Raw genomic sequence first — 22,128 nt, 5'->3', positions numbered from 1 at the left:
AATGACATCGAAGCACCACGCGAGAGCGTGGTGCTTCGTCGTTTCCCGCACGCGAGGGGGCCGAGCGGATGCCGAACCCGTCGGACACACCCGCATTCTGCACAGCGTTGAGCGCTGAATCGACCGCGGGGCCGGAGCATCCGCCCGGCTGTCAGCTCTTAGTGCGCTCGATGTAGCGGAGCGGGATCTCGATGGTCACCTCGGTGCCGCTGCCCATGATCGTGTGCCAGTCGATGGTGCCGCTCAACTCGCCCTGGATGAGCGTGCGCACGATCTGCGTACCGAGCCCGCGCCCGACCTGACCCTCGGGCAGACCCGACCCGGTGTCGCGAACGCGTACCTCGAGGCGGTCCTCGAAACGCTCGGCGACGATCTCGACATCGCCCTCTTTTCCGGCGAGGCCGTGCTCGACCGCGTTGGTGACGAGCTCGGTGAGCGCGAGGGCCAGCGGGGTCGCGAACTCGCTGGGGAGTGTCCCGAAGCGCCCGGTCGAGTGGGTGCGCGCGCGCGTGTTCGGAGCCGCAGCGACCTCGGCGACGAGTTTGAGCACCCTCGCGAACACCTCATCGAAGTCGACGTTCTGGGCGAGGCCCTCCGACAGCGTGTCGTGGACGACGGCGATCGCCGAGACGCGACGCATCGCCTGGGTGAGGGCTTCCCGCGCTTCTTCGGAGTGCGAGCGCCGCGCCTGGATGCGCAGGAGTGACGCGACCGTCTGCAGGTTGTTCTTGACGCGGTGGTGGATCTCGCGGATCGTCGCGTCCTTGGTGATGAGCTCCTGCTCTTGATGGCGGATCTCGGTGACGTCTCGGCACAGCACGATCGCACCGATTCGGGTGCCGTGGTCGCGAAGCGGGATCGTCCGCAGCGACACGGTGACCCCCCGCGCCTCGAGATCGGTGCGCCACGGCGCACGACCGGTCACGACGACCGGGAGCGACTCGTCGAACTGGCGCTTCGCGGGCAGGATCTGGGTGACGACCTCGACGAGCGACTCGCCCTCGAGCTCATCTGCGAAGCCGAGTCGGTTGAACGCCGACAAAGCGTTGGGGCTCGCGAACGTCGTCACTCCGTCGACGTCGAGACGCACCAGCCCATCCGACGCACGTGGGGCGCCGCGGCGGGGAGACGTGGGTGCGGCGAGGTCGGGGAAGTCCCCGGATGCGACCATGCCGAACAGGTCGTCGGCACAGTCGTTGAACGTGATCTGCTGTCGTGACGGCGTCCGCGCCTCGCCGAGGTTGGTGTGTCGTGTCACCACGCCGATGGTCTGCACCTGCTGACCGCGCTTGCGCACCACCGGAACTGCACGCACCCTCGTCGGGGTCTCTTCGAACCAGTCGGGCGAGGCGGAGTCGACGATCCCGCCGGTCTGGAACGCGTCGCGCACCTGGGTGCGCCACTGCGGGCGCACGCGGTCGCCGACGATGTCCCGATAGAAGAGCGTTGCCGCGCCACTGGGCCGGGTGTGTGCGACGGCGACGAACGAGTCGTCGGAGGTCGGCACCCACAGCACGATGTCGGCGAACGCCAGATCGGCGAGAAGCTGACCGTCACCCGCGAGACGGTGGAGCCACTCCACGTCCTCCTCGCTCGAACGGCCCTGGGCGTACACGAGATCGCTGAGGGTCGACACTCCTCCAGCCTAGAGCGCACCGGTGAGCCGAGCCGGTTCCGTCGCGCGACGGCGCGCGGGACGGCGGGCGACGTGCGGCGGGAGTCACGCGGCCGATCCGGCGACTCGACGGATGCCGCGGACTCGGCGGCTGCGGCCGCGCGGGGCGACCGCCTCCGGCGTGGCAACCACCGCCTCACCGGCGAACCGGCGCACGGCGAGCGTGAGGGGCGATTTCGGCGCGATGTCCGCGATAGGGCTTGCGGCCAGAAGCGCCGCGTCAGCGGAGCGAGGATCCTGCGGCAGGAACCAGACGTCCTCGATCCCGCCGAACCGGTCGAGCGTGCGCCGTACCTGACCGCGCGCATCGATGCCGAGCGCGCCGGGCCGGAGACGGTTCGCCACGACCGCGACCGGGGTCGCGCCCACCGTCGCGCGCAGTTCGGCGTACGCGCGCAGGAAGCGCGCCACGCCCACCGGGTCGGCTCCGGCGACCGCGACGACCAGGTCCGCCGCCCGCAGGGCCGCCAGCGTCGCAGCATTGCGGCGCGGACCCTCGAGGTCGCTCATGATCTCTTCGTCGCGCTCCAGCGACGACGAGACGTCGACGACGGTGAAGTCCGCCCAGTCGCGGCACGCCGCGAGCGCCGACGACACGCGTCGTTCACTCAGTTCCGGCCATCGTGACGGACGGTTGAGTCCGGTCAGGACGTCCACGCCGCTTCGCCCCAAGGGAACGGCGATCCTCGACAGCTCGTGCGCGTCGAGCCCGCCCATCTCCGCCTGGCGGCATGCCGCGGCGAATCCCGGACCTTCGTCGGCCAGGCCGAGCGTCAGCGCGATCGACGGCGCGTGAGTGTCGGCGTCGATGAGCCCCACATGCCGGCCGCCACGGGCGAGTTCGACGGCGAGCTCGGTGGCCACCGTCGAGCGCCCCGGGGCTCCCGCGGGCCCCCACACCACGATCACCCGAGGCTGCGGGCGCGTCGTCGGCGGATCGATCCTGGCGGGGCCTGCCGCGAGCACCTCGGCGAGACGCCAGGCGTCGACGTCCTTGCCCACCGGCTGCTCCAGCCCGCAAGCCGCGGCCAGGCGCTCGTTCACGGCACCGTCGCACATCGGCACGATTCGCGTGCCGGCCCGATCGCACAGCGCCACGACGGTCGGCGACATCGTGTTGCGCGACACCTCGATCACGACGGCATCGGCCTCGGCGACGGCACGCAGCACGGCCTCGGCGTCGTCGCCGAGCATGCGGTCCTGCGCGGCGAGCGAGAGAGCGGAAGCCTCGACCACCCCGACGACGTCGACCTCTTCGCGGCGGAGCCCTTCGGCGAGCGCCGCGCCCGCATCGACGGCGAGCAGGACTCTCACGATCCGGCGCCCGCCGTCGGAACGACCGACAGCGCGGCATCGTCGGCCATCGCCGCCAGGGTCGCGGCCACATCCGCACGCGGGATGACGAGTTCGAGGGCCGCTGCCCCTCCCCCGATCATCGAGTCGTCGCGCGTGACCGAGACCACCGTCGCATCCGCCACGAGGATGCGCGGCACGTCGTACTCGCCCTGCTCGAGCAGCGGCGCCGCCCATACCTCGACGACCGTTCCCGCCGCGACCGAACCCGGCACGTCGACCGTGCTGCGGACGACGACGCTGGTGGTCCGCGCGGACTCGGCGGCACCGACGGAGGCAGCCGGCAGGAGCTCCCCTGCTTCGACCGTACGCGTCGCGATCGTGCCCGGTTCGAGGTCGTCTGCCGTCAGGTAGGTGTCGGCGACCGTGCCCAGCGCGACATCGACGACGGTCACGTCCGCTGATGCGATCGGCTGGCCAGGCACCAGCGTGTTCACGGCGGCGTACACCGGCACCGTCTGGCGTGCGGCGGCGACGACGAGCCACACACCGGCCACCGATGCGACGATGAGGAGGATGCCGAGGAAGAACCGCGCGTCGCCCCAGAAGGCGCGGCGCGGCGTGCGAGCGGGGTCGATGACGGCCATGTCTCCCATCGTCGCCCACTCGTCGAAACCGTGCTCCGCGTTATCCACAGCGCCCCCGGCCCCGAGCCCTCTCCTCAGGTGCGGGGTCATAATGGTGGCATGCCCGAAGACCCGACGTCAGACGTGCGTATGCTCGCGCCCGCGCAGGTGGGCGAGGTGCTCGGCGTGTCGGTCGACGAGGTGATGGCTCTCGTGAGGGAGGGCCGTCTGCGCGGGGTGCGGGTCGGCTCGCCGGCTCGCTGGCGCGTAGACGCTGCGAGCGTGTCTGACTACCTCGACGACCAGGCCGAGGAGACACGCCGCATGGCCCTGTGGCAGCAGTCGCAGAACGCCAGCTTCCCCGAGCTGTGGGGCACGGGAACGGTCCGCAACCCCGACTGACCCTTCGGTGCGAAGGCTCCGATCGTCGTTGGCGCGTGAGCGTTCAGAGGATCGACGGCGCCTCGTCGGCACGCACCCATGCGACGGCCGCGAACGGGACGACGCGATACCCGGCGACCGCATCCGCCCGGCGCGGTGCACCGGGTTCGTGCAACGCGAGATCGAAGTGGTCGATCCCGGCACGGTCGATCGTGCCCGACAGAACGCGACCCGAGGTGAGGTGCACAGCCACTCCGGCGCGCCGCCGCACCAGGTCGCGCAGCACGAAGCCGAAAGTGAGCCGGTCGGCCAGCGCCGGCCGCGCCGCCGCAGGCCGCGCGGTGCGGAGCAGATCGGCGTGCGGCATGCCGATCGTGAGGATCGACGTGAACGGCGCGAGCACCGCACCCGTACGTCCCTCGGCGGGGGCGAGAGCCGCCCAGTCCGCGCCGACGCCGGTGACCGTGGCGCGCATCGTGGTGCCGTCCACGAGATCGAAGGCGGCGACCGCAGGCGCTGCGTCACGGGAGACCAGCAGCGACAGACGCTCGGTCAGCGTGACGCGTGACAGTCGCAGTCGCTCGGCCTCGGTGTCGAGCGCGGCGCGCTCCGCCTCCCACTCGGAGGCGAGTTGATCTTCGAGGTCGTCGAAGAACCGGTCCCAGCGCACCCAGCGAGGCTAAGGCAAATCACCGCGAGACGGTCACGAGTTATCCACAGGTCCTGGGCGAGGGCTTTCCTGAGAGTTCGCCTTATGTTGTACTTGGCCCAAGACATCCCCCCTGTCGAGATAGGCACTCATGGCAACGACGCCCACGGGCTTGGCCCGGGCACCCCATACGTCGCGCGGCGCAGAACTCACCGAGTTCTTCGCGCCGCAGCGGACGCCGTCCACCGCGCTACCCGACCCCGGCCCGTTCCTGCGCAACCTCACGCGCGGCGTGCTCGAGGTGTTCGCAGGAGTGCGTGAAGTCGATCAACTCGCGCGCTGGCTCACCGAGGATCCGTACCGCAAGCTGGTGACGCGGGCGAACCTCGCGGCTCGAGCACGGAGCGCGCGCGGCGTGCCCGCGAAACGGCCCGTGCACGCGATCTTGTCGGTGCGCGAGTCCTCCCCCGCGGACGGCGTCGTAGAGGCCGTCGTGGTCGTGCAGGGGCCCGCTCGCTCCCGCGCGGTCGCAATGCGCCTCGAGGGCGTGGACGGGCGCTGGCGCGCGACATCCCTCGCGCTTCTCTGACGGGCGCTCGGCTTTCAGACCGGCGAGAGGGTCGACCCCAGCGTTGTGGCCGGCTCGCTCGTCATTTCGGCGTGTCGTCGATCAGTTCGAGCAGCGACTTGAGCTCGTCGCGGATCTCGGTGTGGTCGTACTGACCGGCACGACTCTCGCCGGAGATCACCCCCGACCGGTGAACCTTGCGGAAGTCGCCGAACGGGAACGAGTAGGCGCCCTTCGTCTCGCGGTCCTCGCTCTCGTCTATCCCGAGGTGCCAGTGAGAGTACTCCGTCCAGCCCTCGCGGTCGATGAAGCTGTTCTCCTCATCGGCGGTCGGAGCCGCTTCGGACCAATCGTCGCGCTCATCGCGCACGACCTTTCCGTCGCGAATGAGTGCCCGCGCATGACGCAGGGCCGGCTTGTTCAACTCGATGGCCATGCCCGAGACGCTAAGACGACCTGCCGCCCCTCACGAGGGGGTTGACGAATCCTCCTGCTGTGCTCCCCGCGCTCTTCCCGCAACGTCGCGCGCGAACCCGCCGCGCGCGGCGTCCGCGCGTTCACTGCTTGTAGGACGACAGGAAGTTGCCGAGCCGCTCGATCGCCTCGGTGAGCACGCGCGACTCGGGCAGCGTGACGATGCGCAGATGGTCGGGCGTCGCCCAGTTGAAGCCCGTGCCCTGCACGAGCAGCACGTGCTCCGCCACCAGGAAGTCGTAGACGAGCTTCGCATCGTCGTGAATCTCGTAAACGTTGGGATCGAGCCGGGGGAACGCGTACAGCGCTCCCTCGGGCTTGACGCACGACACCCCGGGGATCGCCTCAAGGCTCTCCCACGCGGCATCCCGCTGTTCGCGGAGGCGCCCGTTCGGCGCGATGAGCGCGTCGATCGACTGCACTCCCGACAGTGCCGCCTGTACGGCGTGCTGCGCGGGAACGTTCGGGCAGAGCCGCGTCGACGCGAGGAGCGTGATTCCTTCGATGAAACCCGACGCGTGCGCCTTCGGGCCGGTGATGACGAGCCAGCCGGAGCGGTAGCCGGCGACCCGATACGTCTTGGAGAGGCCGTTGAAGGTGAGTACGAGCAGATCGGGCGCGACGGACGCCATCGGGATGTGCTGCGCATCGTCGAACAGGATGCGGTCGTAGATCTCGTCCGAGAGCACGAGCAGCGAGTTCTCACGGGCGATCTCGGCGATTCCCTCGAGCACCTCCCGCGAATAGACCGCACCCGTCGGGTTGTTCGGGTTGATGACCACGATCGCCTTCGTGCGCGGAGTCACCTTGGCACGGATGTCTTCGAGGTCAGGCTGCCAGCCGTTCTGCTCGTCGGCGAGGTAATGCACGGGCGTTCCGCCGCCCAGGCTCGTCATCGCGGTCCACAGCGGGTAGTCGGGGGCAGGAATCAGCACCTCGTCGCCCTCGTCGAGCAGCGCCTGCATCACCATCGTGATGAGTTCCGACACACCGTTGCCGAGGTAGACGTCGTCGGGGCCGAAGGACGGGAACGTCGGATCCTGCTCGTAGCGGTACACGACGGCTCGTCGCGCCGACATGATGCCTCGGCTGTCGCTGTACCCGTGCGCATGCGGCACGGCCTCGAGCATGTCGCGCACGATCTGGAAGGGCGCCTCGAACCCGAAAACGGCAGGGTTGCCGGTGTTGAGCTTCAGGATCGTGTGGCCTTCGTCCTCGAGCCGGTCGGCCTCGACCAGGGCCTGCCCTCGGATCTCGTAGAGCACATCCTTGAGCTTGCTGGACTGGTCGAGAGGACGGAGGGGACTCATCGGATCAGGATACCGGCGGGATGCCGAGGCCAATGGACGTCGGGTGGCCCGACCCGTCTTCCCTCGGTCGATCACCGACCGTCGGGCCGACGCCGCCACGATCGCACGGAAGGCGCGTCGGCGCATGCACCGGCGGCCGCCTCCCTCGGGGGTTCGCGCACGCCTGAGCCCGCGCGGACCCCCGAAGAGGCGGTGCGGCGGCTACTTCTTACGCTGCTCCGCTGCGCGGCGCTGGGCGCGGTTCTGCGGAGCCTTGTCTGCTGCCGGGGCTTCGGCATCCGTCCGCTGGCCGAAGGCGCCGCGCTGGGGCTCGGCCGCCGGCGCGGGCGCCTGAGCGGGACTCGCGGCGGCAGCGGTGGCGGCCTGGCGCAGACGGCTCGTCGCCGCCTGCTGCACCTGACCGCGCTCGTTGCGCACCTCGACCTCGCCGGCGTCGTTGGCCGCGGAGTATTCGAGCTTCTGCACCTCGACCGGAGCCGCGCCGAGACCTTTCGCCTCGACCTGCGCGACCTCGCCCTCACCGGCGCGACGCACCTCGACCTCGAGGTTGTAGAGGTAGCCGACCGACTCCTCCTTGATCTGCCCCATCATCGACTGGAACATCTGGTAGCCCTCGCGCTGGTACTCGATGAGCGGGTCGCGCTGGGCCATCGCGCGCAGGCCGATGCCGTCCTTGAGGTAGTCCATCTCGTAGAGGTGGTCGCGCCAGCGGCGGTCGAGCACCTGCAGCACGACGCGTCGCTCGAGCTCACGCGTCGCGGCGGTGCCGAGCGTGGCCTCACGGCTGTCGTAGGCGATGCGTGCGTCCGAGAGGATCTCGCGCTTCAGACCCTCGGCGGTGATGCCACCACGGCGGCCGGATGCCTCGGCGACGACCTCGTCGATGGTGACGCCCACCGGATACAGGGTCTTCAGCTCGGTCCACAGTGCATCGAAGTCCCAGCTCTCGTTGTGTCCGGAGCCGGTGTGGTCCTCGATGACCGCGTTGATCGCGTCCTCGATGAAATGCTGCACACGGTCGGCGATGTCGTCGCCGTGCAGGATGTGCCGGCGGTCGGAGTAGATGGCCTCGCGCTGGCGGTTGAGGACGTCGTCGTACTTGAGGACGTTCTTGCGGATCTCGGCGTTGCGGGCCTCGACCTGGCTCTGCGCCGACTTGATCGCGCGAGAGACCATGCCGGACTCGATGGCGACGTCGTCGGGGAAGTTCGTGCGCGCGAGGATCGCCTCGGCCGCGCCGGATTGGAACAGACGCATGAGGTCGTCGGTCAGCGAGAGATAGAACCGGCTCTCGCCCGGGTCGCCCTGACGGCCGGAGCGACCGCGCAGCTGGTTGTCGATGCGGCGCGACTCGTGGCGCTCGGTGCCGAGGACGTACAGACCGCCCGCTTCGACGACCTTCGTGCTCTCGGTGGCGACCACGTCGCGCATCTGCGTGTAGACGTCGTCCCAGGCCGCTTCGTAGTCCTCGGGAGTCTCGACAGGGTCGAGCCCCTTGGACCTCATCTCCTGCACCGCGAGGAACTCGGCGTTGCCGCCGAGCATGATGTCGGTGCCGCGACCGGCCATGTTGGTGGCGACGGTGACGGCGCCCAGGCGCCCGGCGCGGGCGACGATCTCGGCCTCTCGCGCGTGGTTCTTCGCGTTCAGGACCTCGTGCTTGATGCCCTTCTTCGACAGCAGGCGCGAGAGGTACTCGCTCTTCTCGACGCTGACGGTGCCGACGAGGACCGGCTGGCCCTTCTCGTGGCGACCGGCGATGTCTTCGACGACCTGGGCGAACTTCGCGGGCTCGTTCTTGTAAACGAGGTCGGCCTGGTCCTTGCGGATCATGGGCTTGTTCGTCGGGATCGGCACCACGCCGAGCTCGTAGGTCGACATGAACTCCGCCGCCTCGGTCTCTGCCGTACCGGTCATGCCGGCGAGCTTCTCGTAGAGGCGGAAGTAGTTCTGCAGGGTGACCGTGGCGAGAGTCTGGTTCTCGGCCTTGACCGGCACCGCCTCTTTCGCCTCGATCGCCTGGTGGATGCCCTCGTTGTAGCGGCGGCCGACCAGGATGCGTCCGGTGTGCTCGTCGACGATCATGACCTCGTCGTTCATCACGACGTAGTCGGAGTCGCGCTTGAAGAGTGCGAGCGCCTTGATCGAGTTGTTGAGGAACGAGATGAGCGGGGTGTTGGCCGACTCGTACAGGTTGTCGATGCCGAGGTAGTCCTCGACCTTCTCGATGCCGGGCTCGAGCACGCCGATCGTGCGCTTCTTCTCGTCGACTTCGTAGTCGACGCCGACCTCGAGCGTCTTGGCGATCTTCGCGAATTCGACGAACCAGCGGTTGGCCTCGCCCGACGAGGGGCCGGAGATGATCAGCGGTGTGCGGGCCTCGTCGATGAGGATCGAGTCGACCTCGTCGACGATCGCGTAGAAGTGCCCGCGCTGCACGAGGTCTTCCTTACGCCACGCCATGTTGTCGCGCAGGTAGTCGAAGCCGAACTCATTGTTCGTGCCGTACGTGATGTCGGCGCTGTACTGCTCACGCCGCACCTCGGGGGTCTGCCCTGCGACAATGTTGCCGGTCGTCATGCCGAGGGCACGGTAGATGCGGCCCATGAGCTCGGACTGGTACGACGCCAGGAAGTCGTTGACCGTGACGACGTGCACACCCTTACCCGCGATGGCGTTGAGGTAGACGGGGAATGCACCGGTCAGCGTCTTTCCTTCACCGGTCTTCATCTCGGCGATGTTGCCGAGGTGAAGTGCCGCGCCGCCCATGATCTGCACGTCGTACGCGCGCTGACCGAGCGTGCGCTTCGCCGCCTCGCGCACGGCGGCGAACGCCTCGGGCATGAGCTGGTCGAGCGTCTCACCGGCCTCGTGACGGGCGCGCAACTCGGCGGTCTCGCCCCGCAGCTCCTCATCGGTGAGGTGCGCGTAGTCCTCTTCGAGGGCGTTGACGGCCTTCACGACCTGCTGGAGCCGCCGGAGGATGCGACCCTCGCCGGCACGAAGCAGTTTCTCGAGGGGGTTGGCCACGGAGTTTCTCCATCTGTCGGGTGCGCCGCAAGGGCGCCGCTGCCGCCCGGGGCGCATGGCCCCAGGCATACCTTCCCATGTTATCCACCTGTGACCTTTGTGTGCGCTGGGTACGCACAGTATGGGGATATGCCGCATGCCGTGCTGCCAAACCGCGATGCGACGGATGCGGTCGATCGCGGCGTGCGCCAACGGCACCCCGCACGGGCGGCTTCCCGCTGAAGCGAGGGCGGGATGCCGTTCTTTGCTCCCCTGCTCGCGGCATCGCCCGTGCCGGATGAGCCGATCACTCACGGCTGGGCCTGCGTAGACCCGCGCGACGCGCCGGGGCGCGGCTTCTCCTTGTTCCGTTTCCCGGTATGTATATACTCGGCAATTACTTACCGGGTATCCCCCGACGGAGAGGTGCGACATGGTTGTCTGGCGGCGGTGGATCTTCCCGATCCTGATGGTGGTCATCCTCGGCGCGGCGGCCGCCGCGCTCGTGAAGATCGCGTTCTTCCCTGACACCGCGCCCGCGGCCGCCGTCGAGCCGTCCGCGCAGATCGCCGACCCGGTGGTGGCGGTCGAGCGCGACGAGGTCGCCAACGCTCTGAGCCTGCCGGGCACGATCGCGCGGGACACCTCGTACGCCCTCCGCTCCGAGGTCGACGGCACGGTCACGGCGGTGCACGTCGGCGAGGGACAGTCGGTCGCGGCCGGCCAGAAGCTCTTCACGATCAAGCAGGCCGACCCGGTCAAGAACATCGACATCGTCGCCGCCGAGGCCGGCGATGTCACGGAACTCGCTGTCGTCAAAGGCCAGCCCGCCTCGATCGGCGGTGAACTCGCGACGCTCTCCCCGGCGCGTTACCACGTGCAGGCGACGGTCGAGCCCGTGCAGCTGTACCGCCTGCAGGGCGCTCCGTCCGAGGGATCGGTCACCATCCAGGGCGGGCCCGCGCCGTTCACGTGCACCGGGCTGAAGGTCGAGGTCGCCGAAGACGGCACGACGACCGTCACGTGCGCGGTGCCCGCCGACCAGACCGTGTTCGCGGGGCTCCAGGCCCAGCTCGACATCGACCTCGGCACAGTGTCGGACGTCCTGGTCGTGCCGACGACCGCGGTCAAGGGCGGCGCCGGCACGGGCATCGTGTGGCTGGACGCCGGCGACGGCGATCTCGAGGAGCGGGATGTCGTGCTCGGAGTCAGCGACGGCACGATCGTCGAGGTGACCACGGGCCTGGCAGAGGGCGAGCTGGTGCGGCAATACGTTCCGGGCGTCGCCGCCTCCGATGAACCGGTCTGCTACGACGACGGCATGGGCGGCGAGTACTGCGAGCCGCAAGGGTGGAACTGGTGAGCCTCGTCCGGCTCGAGGGTGTCGCGAAGCACGTCGTGCTCCCCGACGACACGCGGCTCGACATCCTGCGGGGCATCGACCTCGAGATCGACGCGGGCGATCATGTCGCCATCGTGGGGCGCAGCGGTTCGGGCAAGTCGACCCTCCTCAACCTCATGGGCATGCTCGACGCCCCCTCCGAGGGCAGCGTCTCGTTCCGCGGCGAACCGGTGCGACGCATGCGCAAGGCCCGGCTCGACCGGCTGCGCGGACGCAACGTCGGGTTCGTCTTCCAGCAGTTCAACCTGCTCGCCGGACGCACCGCGCTCGAGAACGTCATGATGCCGCTCGGCTACGCGCGGGGGCGCGAGTTCTGGACGCGCCGCGCGGCCGCGACCCGCACGCTCGAGCGCGTCGGACTCGGGCATCGCATCGATTCGACGCCCGAGCAGCTGTCGGGCGGTGAACAGCAGCGCGTGGCGATCGCACGTGCGCTGGTACGACGCCCCGCGCTCATCCTGGCCGACGAGCCCACCGGCGCTCTCGACGTCGAGACCGGAGCATCCGTCATGGCACTCCTCGACGAGATCGCCTCCGAGGCCGATGCGGCCCTGGTCACGATCACTCACGATCTGAACGTCGCCGCTCGCGCGCGGCGTCACTACCGGCTGGACGCTGGCGCGCTCACGGCCTTCGAGCTCGACGTGCCCGGCCACTCGTCCGCTGCGGACGCATCGGGGCTCGCCGCGAGCGTCGAGGAGACAACGGATGCCGTTCCCGCGTCCGACCCCATCGGAGTGTCGTCATGAGCGGCCTGATCGGCGCCGTGGGCGAGGCGTGGTCCGAGATCCGCCATCACAAGCTCCGCGTGCTGCTCAGTCTCATCGGGATCGCCGTATCGGTCGGGGCGATCACCGCCGTCGTCGCGCTCAGCGAGTATCAGCAGCAGCAGATGGTGGAGCAGTCCGACCGTTCCGGGGGCCGCCCCGCGACGATCCAGTTCAGCGCTAACCGCTCCGACGGCACACCGATGGACTGGGCGTCGTTCGGCGCACACGTGGACCGGGTGGCCGAGCGGTACGACTTCTCGCATCTGACCCGGATCGTCGATCCGGTGATGCTGTCGCTGCAGACCCCCGAGCAGGTGCGTCAGGTGTCGACACGACTCGTCGACCCGGCGTATCCGGTGATCCACCGCACTCCACTCCTGGAGGGACGCTGGTTCACCGAGGCCGACGTCGACCTCGCCTCTGCCCCGGTCGTCATCACCGAGGCGCTGTGGGACGTGTACGGCCGCCCCGATCTCGCTTCCGGGTTCGCACTGCAACTCGGGGGCGACGTCGGCGGATCCTACACCGTCGTCGGCGTGACGCCGCGGGAGTACACCGGCGACGAGGACAAGCACGTCACCATGCTGTACGCGGACTTCGCCGCACGCCAGGGCATCCTTCCGCCCGATATGTCGGTCGCGTGGGAGGTGTGGGTGCCCGAGGACATGGCGGCCGAGATCGGCCCGATCCTCGCCGCCGATCTCCGTGCAGGCGTCGATTCCGGCGTCGACGTCATGGTGAGCCGCACCGACTGGGCATCCAGGCCCGACCAGGCCCAGTATGCGCAGACGTTCGAGCTGGTCACCGGCGGGATCGCGGGTCTCGTGCTGCTGCTCGGCGGTCTCGGACTCGTCAACATCCAGCTGGTCGCGATGCGTCAGCGCATCCGCGAGATCGGCGTGCGCCGCAGCTTCGGCGCGACCGGCAGCCGCATCTTCTCGTCGGTGATGCTCGAATCCGTCGTGGCGACGGCGGTCGCGGGGGTCATCGGCATCGCGATCGCTGTCGCGATCCTCAAGGCCCCGTTCGTGCTCGACATGTTCCAGGGGATGCAGGACGTGCCGCCGTTCCCCCTGCGCGCTGCCCTCACCGGCCTCATCGCCGCCGTCGCGATCGGCGCCCTCGCCGGGTTCATTCCCGCGCTGGTCGCAGTGCGCTCCAACGTCATCGACGCGCTGCGGTTCTAGTCCAGCGCCACCGCCTCCCGAAGGAGATCTCCATGTCCGTTCGTCAGAGCCTGCTCGCGATCCTCGACCAGGGCGCCTGCTACGGCTATCAGCTGCGCGCGGAGTTCGACCGGCGCACCGGCTCCACATGGCCGCTCAACGTCGGCCAGATCTACAACACGCTCGACCGTCTCGAGCGCGACGGCCTCGTCGAGAAGGGAGACGTCGACGAGCAGGGTCACGTGTACTGGCAGATCACGGATGCGGGAACCGCCGAGGTCCAGGATTGGCTCGGCTCCCCCGTCGAGCGTTCCTCGGGCACGAGGGATGAACTCGCGATCAAGCTCGCTGTCGCCGCGACCCTGCCGGGTATCGACGTCTCCGGGATCATCCAGACCCAGCGCCGTTCTTCGCTCGCACAGCTTCAGGAGCTCAACCGCGCGAAGTACGCGGGAGTCAATCCAGACGGACCGGAAGAACTCGCGTGGTCGCTCGTCGTCGACTCGATGATCTTCCAGGCCGAGGCCCAGGTGCGCTGGCTCGATCACACCGAGCAGCGCCTCGCTCTTCACCCCGAGCATGCGATGGCGCTCCAGCTGTCCACCGAGAGGCCGAAGCGCGGACGGCCGGCGCGCGCCGAGGCATCCGCCTCGCCGGTCGAGCCGGCACGATGACCGATACGGTGCTGCGCCTCATCGGCGTGACGCAGCAATACGGCACGGGCGCCACGGCCGTCTCAGCGCTTTCGGGCGTGGACTTCGAGGCAAGGCAGGGCGAGCTCGTCGCCATCATGGGTCCTTCGGGGTCGGGCAAGTCGACCCTGCTGTCGATCGCCGGCGGACTCGCGATCCCCACGAGCGGCGAGGTCGTGATCGAGGGCGCACACCTGAGCGAGCAGTCCCCCGCGCAGCTCGCTCAGCTGCGCCGGCGCTCGCTGGGCTTCGTCTTCCAGGACTTCAACTTGATTCCGACGCTCACCGCGATCGAGAACGTCACGCTCCCGCTGGAGCTGGACGGCTTCCGTGCGCGCGTCGCGCGGCGGGCGGGCCGAGATGCCCTCGCCTCGGTGGGGCTGGTCGAGAAGGCCGACGCCTTCCCCGACGATCTGTCGGGCGGCCAGCAGCAGCGCGTCGCGATCGCGCGCGCGGTGGTCGGCGGGCGTCGGCTGATACTCGCCGACGAGCCGACCGGCGCCCTCGACTCCGTCACGGGCGAGATGGTGCTGAAGATGCTGCGCGCCCGAGTGGATGCCGGAGCCGCCGGGATCCTCGTCACCCACGAGGCCCGCCACGCGGCCTTCGCAGACCGCATCGTGTTCCTCCGCGACGGCCGGATCGTCGACGAATCCCGTCGCAACGGTGCCGACACACTGCTGACCGGGGCCGTTCGGTGAGGATCGCCGTGCAGAACTCCTCCGATTCGTTCGCTCATGGGCCCGATACGCACGAAACCGGCCACGAATCCGAGAGATCGAAGGAGTTCTGGCAGGTGGGCGCCCGATGACCGGAGTGCGGCAGGCGGACATCGTCGTGAATCCGCAGCCGCGACTGACGGATGCCCCGCGCCGGCGCGGCGGCGGATGGTCGCGGTGGCGAGTGGCCGCACGCCTGGCACGCCGCCAGACCTGGCGGGCGAAGGGCGCCAGCGCGCTCGTGGTCATGCTCGTCGCGCTGCCCATCGCCGCGATGAGCGCCTACTCGGTCTGGGCGATGAGCTCCGTAGGCACGGCGGAGGAGCAGGTCACCGTCGAACTCGGCGAGACGCAGGCGTGGGTGGCGACGGCCGGGGTTCCTGGCGCCGGATTCTGGCAGGCGCCGACGCAGCCGGAATGGAACGGCTACCCCTTCACCGAGGACGGGTCGTGGGAGATCCCGGACGGCACGCCCCTCGACGACCCCCTCGACGTCCTTCCACCGGGCACCGAGACACTCGAGATCACCCACGGCCAGGTCTTCGCCGAAACCTTCGGCGGCACCGGCGCGCTCGAAGCATGGGGTGGTGAGGCGTGGGATCCGCGCTTGGCCGGTCGGTTCGATCTTCTCGACGGCGAGCGGCCCGATGGCCCGCGTGAGGCGATGGTCACCGAGGCCGCGCTCGAGCGCCTCGGCATCGAGATCGGCGGCACCCTGTCGCTCGCCGACGCCGGAACGCACTTCACCGTCGTCGGAACACTGGATGCCGCAACACTGCCGGACTCCGCCGCCGCGGTGTTCCTGCCCGATCCTGCCCAGGTCACGGGCGAGCGCCGCTGGTATCTACCGGCTCTCGCGCTCGGCTGGGACGACGTCCTCGCGTTGAATGAGGAGGGCGTGGTCGTCTATTCGCGCGAGGTCGTCCTCGACCCGCCGACCGTCACGACGGTCGAAGCGGCCAGCGCCCGGGACGCCTGGCTGAACGGCATCTGGATGACCGTCACGGTGCTCGCCGTCGCCGGCGTGTTCGCCGCTTACGTGGCGGTGATGCTCGCCGGGGCCGCGTTCGCCGTGTCGGCCAGACGTCAGCAGCGCGCGCTCGCCGTCGCCGCGAGCGTCGGTGCGCGCCCGCGCGATCTCTCGCGCACGATCGCCCTGCAGGGAACGGTGCTCGGCGTCGTCGGCGGAGGCATCGGCGTGGCAGCGGGTATCGGGATCGCGGCGCTCGTGATGCAACTGACCGCGACCGGCAGCGCGACCCGGTTCTGGGGATTCCACGTGCCGTGGCCGCTGCTCGCCGGGGTGTTCGCCTTCGCCGTGCTGGTGGGGACGGCATCCGCCCTCGTTCCGGCGCGGTCGGTGACGCGCAGCGACACGATCAGCGCCCTCCGCGGCGCCCGACGGCCGCAGACCCCTCGCGCATCGCGTCCGATCTGGGGATCGCTGCTGCTCATCGTCGGGGTCGCGCTCACCCTCGCATCCGGCATCGCCGCCGCCGGCCTGAACACGATGGACGACGTCGCGCCGGACTCGCCCCTGCGCGCCCTTCCGCCGTTCGGAATCGTGATCGGGCCGATCCTGGTGCAGGTCGGCGTCCTGATTTCGGGCGGCTGGCTGCTCTGGTGGACGGCGCGCGGCCTCTCGAAGCTCGGTCTGTCGGCCAAGATCGCCTCGCGGGATGCCGCAGCCAATGCTTCGCGCACCGTGCCGGCCTTCGCGGCGATCGCGGCGACCGTCTTCATCGGGGTGTTCGCCGTCGGCCAGCTCTCGATGCAGACGGCGAACACGGCGCGCGGGTGGTTCTACCAGGCACCGCTCGGGAGCCTCGCGATCGATATCGAGCCCACCGGAATGGAAGCGGTGACGGCGACGGACGCGGCACGAGCCGCAGACGCGGCCGCGGGGCTTGCGGAAGCGACGGGGGCCGATCACGTGGCGGTGATCGGCCGCCAGCTGAACGCCTGGTTCAACGGCGGCACCGCGGATGCTCGCCAGGCCGAATTCGTGATGGCGCTGCTCCCCGCGGAGCACCTGCTCGATCCGACCGTCGTCGACAGCTTCTCGACGATGGGTCAGAGCCCTCAGAATCCCCTCTCCGTCGTGGCGCCGCGCGATCTGGAGACCGCTCTCGGAACCGCACTGTCGCCGGGTGACCTGGCGGCCTATCGCGAGGGAGCGGCGCTGGTCGCCGACCCGCGGTTCGTCACGGACGGCACGATCGACATCGCCGCCTGGACGGTCGCCGATGCCGGCGAGGGCCGCGCGCCCGACAACGTGTGGGATCCGAACAAGCGCCCCGCCGCGTGGGGCATGCCCGATATCAGCGACCCGCTGTGGGCGGAGGAACTCGACGCCCTCGTGGTCGATCTTCCCCGCCAGCCGATCTCGATCGCGATCTCGCCCGAGACGGCGACTCGCTTGGGTGTCGTGACCCAACCGGATTCGGCGATCGGCTCGTTCACCGCACCGCCCTCCACCGCGGACCTCGACCGGCTGATCGAACAGGCCGCGAACGCGGGGGCCGCCGATTGGGCGCTCGCGGCCCGGTACGAGTCCGGACCCCCGAGCGACGCCGCGTGGATCGTGCCGCTGCTGGCCACCGTCGCCGTGCTGGTGCTCGGCGCGAGTGCCGTCGCGCTCGGACTCGCCCGCTACGAACGACGCCCCGACGATGCGACGCTGAGCGCCGTCGGCGGCACTCCGGGGCTGCGCCGACGCATCGGGTTCTGGCAGGGGCTCGTGATCGCCGGATTCGGGACGCTCGCCGGCACAGCGGCCGGCATCCTCCCGCCGATCGGATTCGCGATCCAGTCCGGGCACGATCTCCGGATCGCCGACATCCCGTGGGCGGTGCTCGCGGCGCTCACCATCGGGCTGCCCCTCGCGATCGCGGCGACGTCGTGGCTCGTCCCGCCGCGGCATCCCGATCTCACCAGGCGCACGGCGATCACATGAGACGAATCGGGTCGTGCCGGACATATACAGGCAGGACCCCCGTGAAAGGACCCGCCATGAGCCGCACCGTGCCCGCCGTCGATCCCGCCGCCATCAGCCTGCCCCCGACCGAGCCGATCGACATCACCGAGCTGATCGCGCAGAGCCTCCCACGCTGAGCACCGGCACGAACGCCCCCGCGGCCCGCGGGGGCAGGATGCCGCAACTCGGACCGTCGAAACACCATGGCTGCCGCATCCTGTCGTCTCACAGGCGGCACGCACTAACCTTAAGCGTGACTTCCACCGATTCCCCGACCGACGCCGAGGCTCCCGTCGAGCCCGCATCGATGACCTTCTCCGACCTCGGGCTGAGCGAACCGGTGCTGAAGGCCCTGCGCACCATCGGATACGAGACGCCCTCCGCGATCCAGGCGGCCACCATCCCGACACTTCTCGCGGGACGCGATGTCGTGGGCATGGCGCAGACCGGCACCGGCAAGACCGCCGCGTTCGCGTTGCCGATCATCGACCGGCTCGACCTGTCGCAGAAGACTCCGCAGGCTCTCGTACTCGCCCCCACGCGCGAGCTCGCGCTTCAGGTGTGCGAGGCGTTCGAGAAGTACGCGGGCCATCTGAAGGGCGTGCATGTCCTCCCCGTCTACGGCGGCCAGGGCTACGGCGTGCAGCTGTCGGCCCTCCGCCGCGGCGTGCACATCGTCGTCGGCACCCCCGGTCGCATCATCGACCACCTCGAGAAGGGGACGCTCGATCTCTCGGAGCTGAAGTACCTCGTGCTCGACGAGGCCGACGAGATGCTGAAGATGGGCTTCGCCGAAGACGTCGAGACGATCCTCGCCGACACTCCCGACACCAAGCAGGTCGCACTGTTCTCGGCGACGATGCCGGCGACGATCCGCCGTATGTCGAAGCAGTACCTGAACGATCCCGAAGAGATCACGGTCAAGACCAAGACCACGACCTCGGCGAGCATCGCCCAGCGCTACCTGATCGTGCAGTGGCAGCAGAAGATGGACGCCCTCACGCGCATCCTCGAGGTCGAGAACTTCGATGGAATGATCGTGTTCGGCCGCACGAAGATCGTCACCGAAGAGATCGCCGAGAAACTCCGCGCTCGCGGCTACTCGGCTGCGGCCATCAACGGCGACGTCGCTCAGCCGCAGCGAGAGAAGTCGGTGAACCAGCTGAAGTCGGGCAAGCTCGACATCCTCGTGGCGACGGATGTCGCGGCGCGCGGCCTCGACGTCGAGCGCATCTCGCACGTGGTGAACTTCGACATCCCCACAGACACCGAGTCCTACGTGCACCGCATCGGCCGCACCGGCCGCGCCGGACGGTCGGGCGACGCGATCAGCTTCGTCACGCCGCGCGAGCGCGGGCTCGTGCGCGCCATCGAGCGCGCGACGCGCCAGGAACTCACGGAGATGCAGCTGCCGAGCGTCGACGAGGTCAACGTGACGCGGCTCTCGCGCTTCGATGATCGGATCACCGCAGCCCTCGCCGAGAACGAGCGGATCGATCGCTTCCGTGACATCGTCGCTCACTACGTGCGCAACAACGATGTGCCCGAGGTCGACGTGGCCGCGGCTCTCGCGATCGTCGCCCAGGGAGATACCCCGCTGCTTCTCGAGCCCGAGCCCGAGCGGCCGGCGCGCGAGCGTCGTGAGCGCACGGAGCGTGACGGCGCCGAGCGCAGCGACCGCGGCGAACGCCGCGCACCTCGCGAGGGCTTCGCCACCTATCGCATCGCGGTCGGCCGGCGCCACCGCGTCGAGCCGCGCCAGATCGTCGGTGCGCTCGCGAACGAAGGGGGGCTCCGCCGCGACGACTTCGGGGCGATCAAGATCCAGCCCGACTTCTCTCTCGTCGAGCTGCCGTCCGACCTGCCCAAAGACGCTCTCGCCCGACTCGCCGACACCCGCATCTCGGGCCAGCTGATCGATCTGCGCCTCGACACCGGTCGGTCGCCGCGGCGCACCGACGGCGAGCAGCGCACGTTCCGCGACGACCGGCCCGAGCGCAAGCCCCGGCACACGCGCACCGACGGCTGAGGCCTCCGCCCCCCGGTCGTCCCGCGCACGCACGGGCGCGTGGCGCAGCTCTGCGCGCGCGTGCCAGCTTCCCGCGCTCTCACCCGAAACACCCGTCCGGCGCTTTCGCAGCGCACGCACTCGGCAGGAGCACATGGACCGGCGAGCGAAGTTCCCCGCGGAGTCGACGGATGGCGGGGCCGCGACGACGCTGTGCGCGAACGATCCTCGACGCGTCCACAGCCCTCAGCCGGCTCCCTGCCGCCGACCATAGGATCGATCCATGGCCGGATTCTGGGGCAAACGTAAACGCGAGCAGGAAGAGCTCGACGCACAGGACGCGGATCTCGCGCGCCGCGCACAGAAGGCGCTCGTGTCGGCGGACGAGCGCATCCGCCTCACCACCGACGAACTGGCGTTCGCCGAGGCGGAACTCGGCCCCGGCTCGACCAAGGACCTGCGCGAGGCCCTCGACGCGGTGCGCACGCACCTGCAGGAGGCGTTCCACCTGCACCAGCTGAATCACGACGAGATTCCCGACACCCCGGAAGAGCTGCGAACGCGAAACGCCCGGATCGCGCAGCTGTGCGAGTGGGCAGAGGAGCTGCTCGACGACCGCACCACCGCACTGGCGGTGCCGATCGAGCGCGCACGTCGCGCCCCCGAGATCATCGCGAAGGTACGAGCGGATGCCGCGCGCCTGCGCCTGCGGATCCCCGATGCCCGATCGACGGTCCAGCGTCTCGCCGCCCGCTACTCGGCGCATGCCCTCGCTCAGGTCGAGGCGAATCCGGCCGAAGCCGAGCAGCTGCTCGGGTTCGCCGAGCACAGCGCCGCCGTCGCCGAGCGCCGTCGCGAAGCGGGCCAGCGCGAGCAGGCCAACATGGCCCTCGAGGCATCGACCGAGTCCGTCCGCCGCGCCGAGACGCTCATCGATGCCGTCGAGACGTTCGAGGTCGAGGCGCTGCGCGCCGAGTCGACGCTCGCGGCGATCATCGAGGATTCCCGCGACGACCTCACCGTGGCACTGCGAGAGCCGCACTCCCCCGGGGTGAGCGACGCGATCGTCGGGCTGCAGTCGGCCCTCGCGGCGCTTCCGGCGGCGGGAGTGAACACCGATCCCTTCGAGCAGCTCTCCCGCCTGCGCGAGGCCAACGCGGGCTTGGATGCCGCGATCGCCGCCGCCCGTGAGCGCGCCGCGCGGGTGATTCCGCCCCTCGAGCATGTTCGGCATTCCATCGACGACGCCGACCGCCAGCTCGCGGTCGCTCGTGATGTGATCGCGGGGCACCGCGGCTGGATCGGTGCCGACGCGCGCACCCGGCTGGCCGAGGCCGAACGCGTCCGCGCTGATCTCGACCGCTACCTCGGCACCTCGGCATCGGCGGCGACCACCATCGACGAAGACCATCGCGAGCAGGCGATGGCGATGGCGCGTCGCGCGGCCTTCCTGGCGAGCGAAGCGCTGCAGCTGGCCCAGCGCGACATCGACGCGGCACGCCCGCAGCCCGATCAGTGGGGCGGCCCCGGATACGGGCAGCAGCAGGGCTGGGGCGGCGGACGCCGCGGCGGCGGCTCCGACCTCATGGGCGGCATCCTCGGCGGTCTCGTGATCGGCAGCCTGCTCGACGGCTTCCTCGACTGAGACGAACGGCGGATGCCCCGGACCTCATGGTCCGGGGCATCCGTGGTTCGCGAGCTGCGTTACGCGGCGGGCTGAGCCTGGGTCGACAGCGCGATCACGCCGTAGTCCCAGCCCTTGCGCCGGTACACGACACTCGGGTGATCGCTGCCCACGTCGATGAACAGGAAGAAGTCGTGGCCGACGAGCTCCATGCGGTCGACCGCCTCTTCGACAGACATCCATTCAGGATCGAACTGCTTGCTCCGAATGACGACGGGCGTGTAGTCAGCCTCTTCCTCGTTGCCGGTGACGATCGGAATCTCACCTGTTGCGACGGCGCGGAGGACTTCGACGGAGGCGGGCTGCAGGTCGATTCCCTGCAATGCTCCCGTCTCTTTCTCATACTTGGCGCCCCGAGGGTGGTTGCGCGCATCGACGCGCTTGTCTTTCGCACGACGCAGCTGTTCGCACAGCTTGTCGACGGCGAGGTCGAGGGCGGTGAATTTATCGCCGTCGGTGGCCTCGGCCCGGACGACGGGCCCCTTGCCGTTCACGGTGAGCTCGACGGTCTCGTCTTCCATGCGCCCGTTGTGGTACGCGCGATGGGTGACCTTGATCTCGACACGCTGAGCGCGAGGCGCGAGGGTCTCGATTCGGGTGGCCTTCTCTTCGACGACACTGCGGAATCGATCCGTGATCCCCACGCCCACGCCGACGATGCTGGTTTCCATCCTTGACCTCCTTGTTCCGGTCCTCCCGGTCAAGGGCGGACCATCAGTCGCCTT

At 69.6% G+C, this 22,128-nt stretch carries 18 protein-coding genes; 10 read left to right on the top strand and 8 right to left on the bottom strand.

Features of this window, described 5'->3' with window-relative positions; translation table 11 throughout:
* Positions 1 to 151 precede the first annotated feature (151 nt).
* From KEC57_RS14835 to KEC57_RS14825, 3 genes are all read right to left on the bottom strand, one after another.
* Positions 152 to 1,636, bottom strand: a complete 1,485-nt coding sequence (locus tag KEC57_RS14835; RefSeq protein ID WP_229385469.1) for a sensor histidine kinase — start codon at positions 1,634 to 1,636, stop codon at positions 152 to 154.
* An 84-nt stretch (positions 1,637 to 1,720) separates the two neighbouring features.
* Positions 1,721 to 2,989, bottom strand: a complete 1,269-nt coding sequence (locus tag KEC57_RS14830) for a CpaE/TadZ family protein (protein ID WP_229385468.1) — start codon at positions 2,987 to 2,989, stop codon at positions 1,721 to 1,723.
* A complete protein-coding gene (locus KEC57_RS14825) occupies positions 2,986 to 3,615 on the bottom strand; it encodes a CpaB family protein (RefSeq protein WP_229385467.1) in 630 nt (209 codons plus the stop codon). Before KEC57_RS14825 ends, KEC57_RS14830 begins: the two co-directional genes overlap by 4 nt.
* Positions 3,616 to 3,714: 99 nt before the next feature.
* On the opposite strand from KEC57_RS14825, the gene KEC57_RS14820 reads away from it, so the two are divergent.
* Positions 3,715 to 3,996, top strand: a complete 282-nt coding sequence (locus tag KEC57_RS14820; protein ID WP_229385466.1) for a helix-turn-helix domain-containing protein — start codon at positions 3,715 to 3,717, stop codon at positions 3,994 to 3,996.
* Between the two features lie 43 nt (positions 3,997 to 4,039).
* Here KEC57_RS14820 and KEC57_RS14815 read toward each other — a convergent pair whose 3' ends face one another.
* Positions 4,040 to 4,645 carry a hypothetical protein gene (locus KEC57_RS14815; RefSeq protein ID WP_229385465.1) on the bottom strand — a complete coding sequence of 202 codons (606 nt, stop codon included), beginning with the start codon at positions 4,643 to 4,645 and terminating at the stop codon, positions 4,040 to 4,042.
* A 130-nt stretch (positions 4,646 to 4,775) separates the two neighbouring features.
* Here KEC57_RS14815 and KEC57_RS14810 point away from each other — a divergent pair, with 130 nt between their 5' ends.
* Positions 4,776 to 5,213 (top strand): Rv3235 family protein, encoded by a 438-nt coding sequence (locus KEC57_RS14810; protein WP_229385464.1) that lies wholly within the window; start codon positions 4,776 to 4,778, stop codon positions 5,211 to 5,213.
* Between the two features lie 61 nt (positions 5,214 to 5,274).
* On the opposite strand, the gene KEC57_RS14805 is transcribed toward KEC57_RS14810, so the two are convergent.
* From KEC57_RS14805 to secA, 3 genes are all read right to left on the bottom strand, one after another.
* Positions 5,275 to 5,628 (bottom strand): hypothetical protein, encoded by a 354-nt coding sequence (locus KEC57_RS14805; RefSeq protein WP_229385463.1) that lies wholly within the window; start codon positions 5,626 to 5,628, stop codon positions 5,275 to 5,277.
* Between the two features lie 121 nt (positions 5,629 to 5,749).
* Complete coding sequence (locus KEC57_RS14800; RefSeq protein ID WP_229385462.1) at positions 5,750 to 6,976, bottom strand: pyridoxal phosphate-dependent aminotransferase; 1,227 nt, start codon at positions 6,974 to 6,976, stop codon at positions 5,750 to 5,752.
* A 201-nt stretch (positions 6,977 to 7,177) separates the two neighbouring features.
* Positions 7,178 to 10,006, bottom strand: coding sequence for a preprotein translocase subunit SecA (gene secA / locus KEC57_RS14795; protein ID WP_229385461.1), 2,829 nt, complete (start codon positions 10,004 to 10,006; stop codon positions 7,178 to 7,180).
* A gap of 412 nt (positions 10,007 to 10,418) precedes the next feature.
* Here secA and KEC57_RS14790 point away from each other — a divergent pair, with 412 nt between their 5' ends.
* The 8 genes from KEC57_RS14790 to KEC57_RS14755 all read left to right on the top strand — a co-directional run bounded on the left by KEC57_RS14790 (position 10,419) and on the right by KEC57_RS14755 (position 21,364).
* Positions 10,419 to 11,348 carry an efflux RND transporter periplasmic adaptor subunit gene (locus KEC57_RS14790; RefSeq protein ID WP_229385460.1) on the top strand — a complete coding sequence of 310 codons (930 nt, stop codon included), beginning with the start codon at positions 10,419 to 10,421 and terminating at the stop codon, positions 11,346 to 11,348.
* Complete coding sequence (locus tag KEC57_RS14785; protein WP_229385459.1) at positions 11,345 to 12,136, top strand: ABC transporter ATP-binding protein; 792 nt, start codon at positions 11,345 to 11,347, stop codon at positions 12,134 to 12,136. The genes KEC57_RS14790 and KEC57_RS14785 overlap by 4 nt, the downstream gene beginning before the upstream one ends.
* The gene (locus KEC57_RS14780) at positions 12,133 to 13,344 is read left to right on the top strand and encodes an ABC transporter permease (RefSeq protein WP_229385458.1); all 1,212 of its coding nucleotides are present in this window, start codon (positions 12,133 to 12,135) and stop codon (positions 13,342 to 13,344) included. The genes KEC57_RS14785 and KEC57_RS14780 overlap by 4 nt, the downstream gene beginning before the upstream one ends.
* A 32-nt stretch (positions 13,345 to 13,376) precedes the next feature.
* Positions 13,377 to 13,997, top strand: coding sequence for a PadR family transcriptional regulator (locus KEC57_RS14775; RefSeq protein WP_229385457.1), 621 nt, complete (start codon positions 13,377 to 13,379; stop codon positions 13,995 to 13,997).
* Complete coding sequence (locus tag KEC57_RS14770; RefSeq protein WP_229385456.1) at positions 13,994 to 14,716, top strand: ABC transporter ATP-binding protein; 723 nt, start codon at positions 13,994 to 13,996, stop codon at positions 14,714 to 14,716. The genes KEC57_RS14775 and KEC57_RS14770 overlap by 4 nt, the downstream gene beginning before the upstream one ends.
* Positions 14,717 to 14,822: 106 nt before the next feature.
* Complete coding sequence (locus KEC57_RS14765; RefSeq protein ID WP_229385455.1) at positions 14,823 to 17,690, top strand: ABC transporter permease; 2,868 nt, start codon at positions 14,823 to 14,825, stop codon at positions 17,688 to 17,690.
* 328 nt (positions 17,691 to 18,018) lie between these two features.
* Positions 18,019 to 19,740 (top strand): DEAD/DEAH box helicase, encoded by a 1,722-nt coding sequence (locus tag KEC57_RS14760; protein WP_229385555.1) that lies wholly within the window; start codon positions 18,019 to 18,021, stop codon positions 19,738 to 19,740.
* 262 nt (positions 19,741 to 20,002) lie between these two features.
* Positions 20,003 to 21,364 (top strand): coiled-coil domain-containing protein, encoded by a 1,362-nt coding sequence (locus tag KEC57_RS14755; protein WP_229385454.1) that lies wholly within the window; start codon positions 20,003 to 20,005, stop codon positions 21,362 to 21,364.
* A 59-nt stretch (positions 21,365 to 21,423) separates the two neighbouring features.
* On the opposite strand, the gene hpf is transcribed toward KEC57_RS14755, so the two are convergent.
* The gene (hpf, locus tag KEC57_RS14750) at positions 21,424 to 22,074 is read right to left on the bottom strand and encodes a ribosome hibernation-promoting factor, HPF/YfiA family (RefSeq protein ID WP_229385453.1); all 651 of its coding nucleotides are present in this window, start codon (positions 22,072 to 22,074) and stop codon (positions 21,424 to 21,426) included.
* Between the last annotated feature and the right edge of the window lie 54 nt (positions 22,075 to 22,128).

Origin of the sequence: Microbacterium allomyrinae (assembly GCF_020682705.1) — a bacterium.
GTDB classification, from domain to species: Bacteria; Actinomycetota; Actinomycetes; order Actinomycetales; family Microbacteriaceae; genus Microbacterium; species Microbacterium allomyrinae.
The sequence above is the reverse complement of the archived record's forward strand: the minus strand, read 5'-3'. Positions and strand labels throughout refer to the sequence as shown.

What these genes read in the sequence shown, in the direction of transcription:
- KEC57_RS14825 (WP_229385467.1), bottom strand. Translation starts at nt 3,615, where the DNA reads ATGGCCGTCATCGACCCCGCTCGCACGCCGCGCCGCGCCTTCTGGGGC.
- KEC57_RS14820 (WP_229385466.1), top strand. Translation starts at nt 3,715, where the DNA reads ATGCCCGAAGACCCGACGTCAGACGTGCGTATGCTCGCGCCCGCGCAG.
- KEC57_RS14810 (WP_229385464.1), top strand. Translation starts at nt 4,776, where the DNA reads ATGGCAACGACGCCCACGGGCTTGGCCCGGGCACCCCATACGTCGCGC.
- KEC57_RS14805 (WP_229385463.1), bottom strand. Translation starts at nt 5,628, where the DNA reads ATGGCCATCGAGTTGAACAAGCCGGCCCTGCGTCATGCGCGGGCACTC.
- KEC57_RS14800 (WP_229385462.1), bottom strand. Translation starts at nt 6,976, where the DNA reads ATGAGTCCCCTCCGTCCTCTCGACCAGTCCAGCAAGCTCAAGGATGTG.
- KEC57_RS14790 (WP_229385460.1), top strand. Translation starts at nt 10,419, where the DNA reads ATGGTTGTCTGGCGGCGGTGGATCTTCCCGATCCTGATGGTGGTCATC.
- KEC57_RS14780 (WP_229385458.1), top strand. Translation starts at nt 12,133, where the DNA reads ATGAGCGGCCTGATCGGCGCCGTGGGCGAGGCGTGGTCCGAGATCCGC.
- KEC57_RS14775 (WP_229385457.1), top strand. Translation starts at nt 13,377, where the DNA reads ATGTCCGTTCGTCAGAGCCTGCTCGCGATCCTCGACCAGGGCGCCTGC.
- KEC57_RS14770 (WP_229385456.1), top strand. Translation starts at nt 13,994, where the DNA reads ATGACCGATACGGTGCTGCGCCTCATCGGCGTGACGCAGCAATACGGC.
- KEC57_RS14765 (WP_229385455.1), top strand. Translation starts at nt 14,823, where the DNA reads ATGACCGGAGTGCGGCAGGCGGACATCGTCGTGAATCCGCAGCCGCGA.
- KEC57_RS14760 (WP_229385555.1), top strand. Translation starts at nt 18,019, where the DNA reads ATGACCTTCTCCGACCTCGGGCTGAGCGAACCGGTGCTGAAGGCCCTG.
- KEC57_RS14755 (WP_229385454.1), top strand. Translation starts at nt 20,003, where the DNA reads ATGGCCGGATTCTGGGGCAAACGTAAACGCGAGCAGGAAGAGCTCGAC.
- hpf (WP_229385453.1), bottom strand. Translation starts at nt 22,074, where the DNA reads ATGGAAACCAGCATCGTCGGCGTGGGCGTGGGGATCACGGATCGATTC.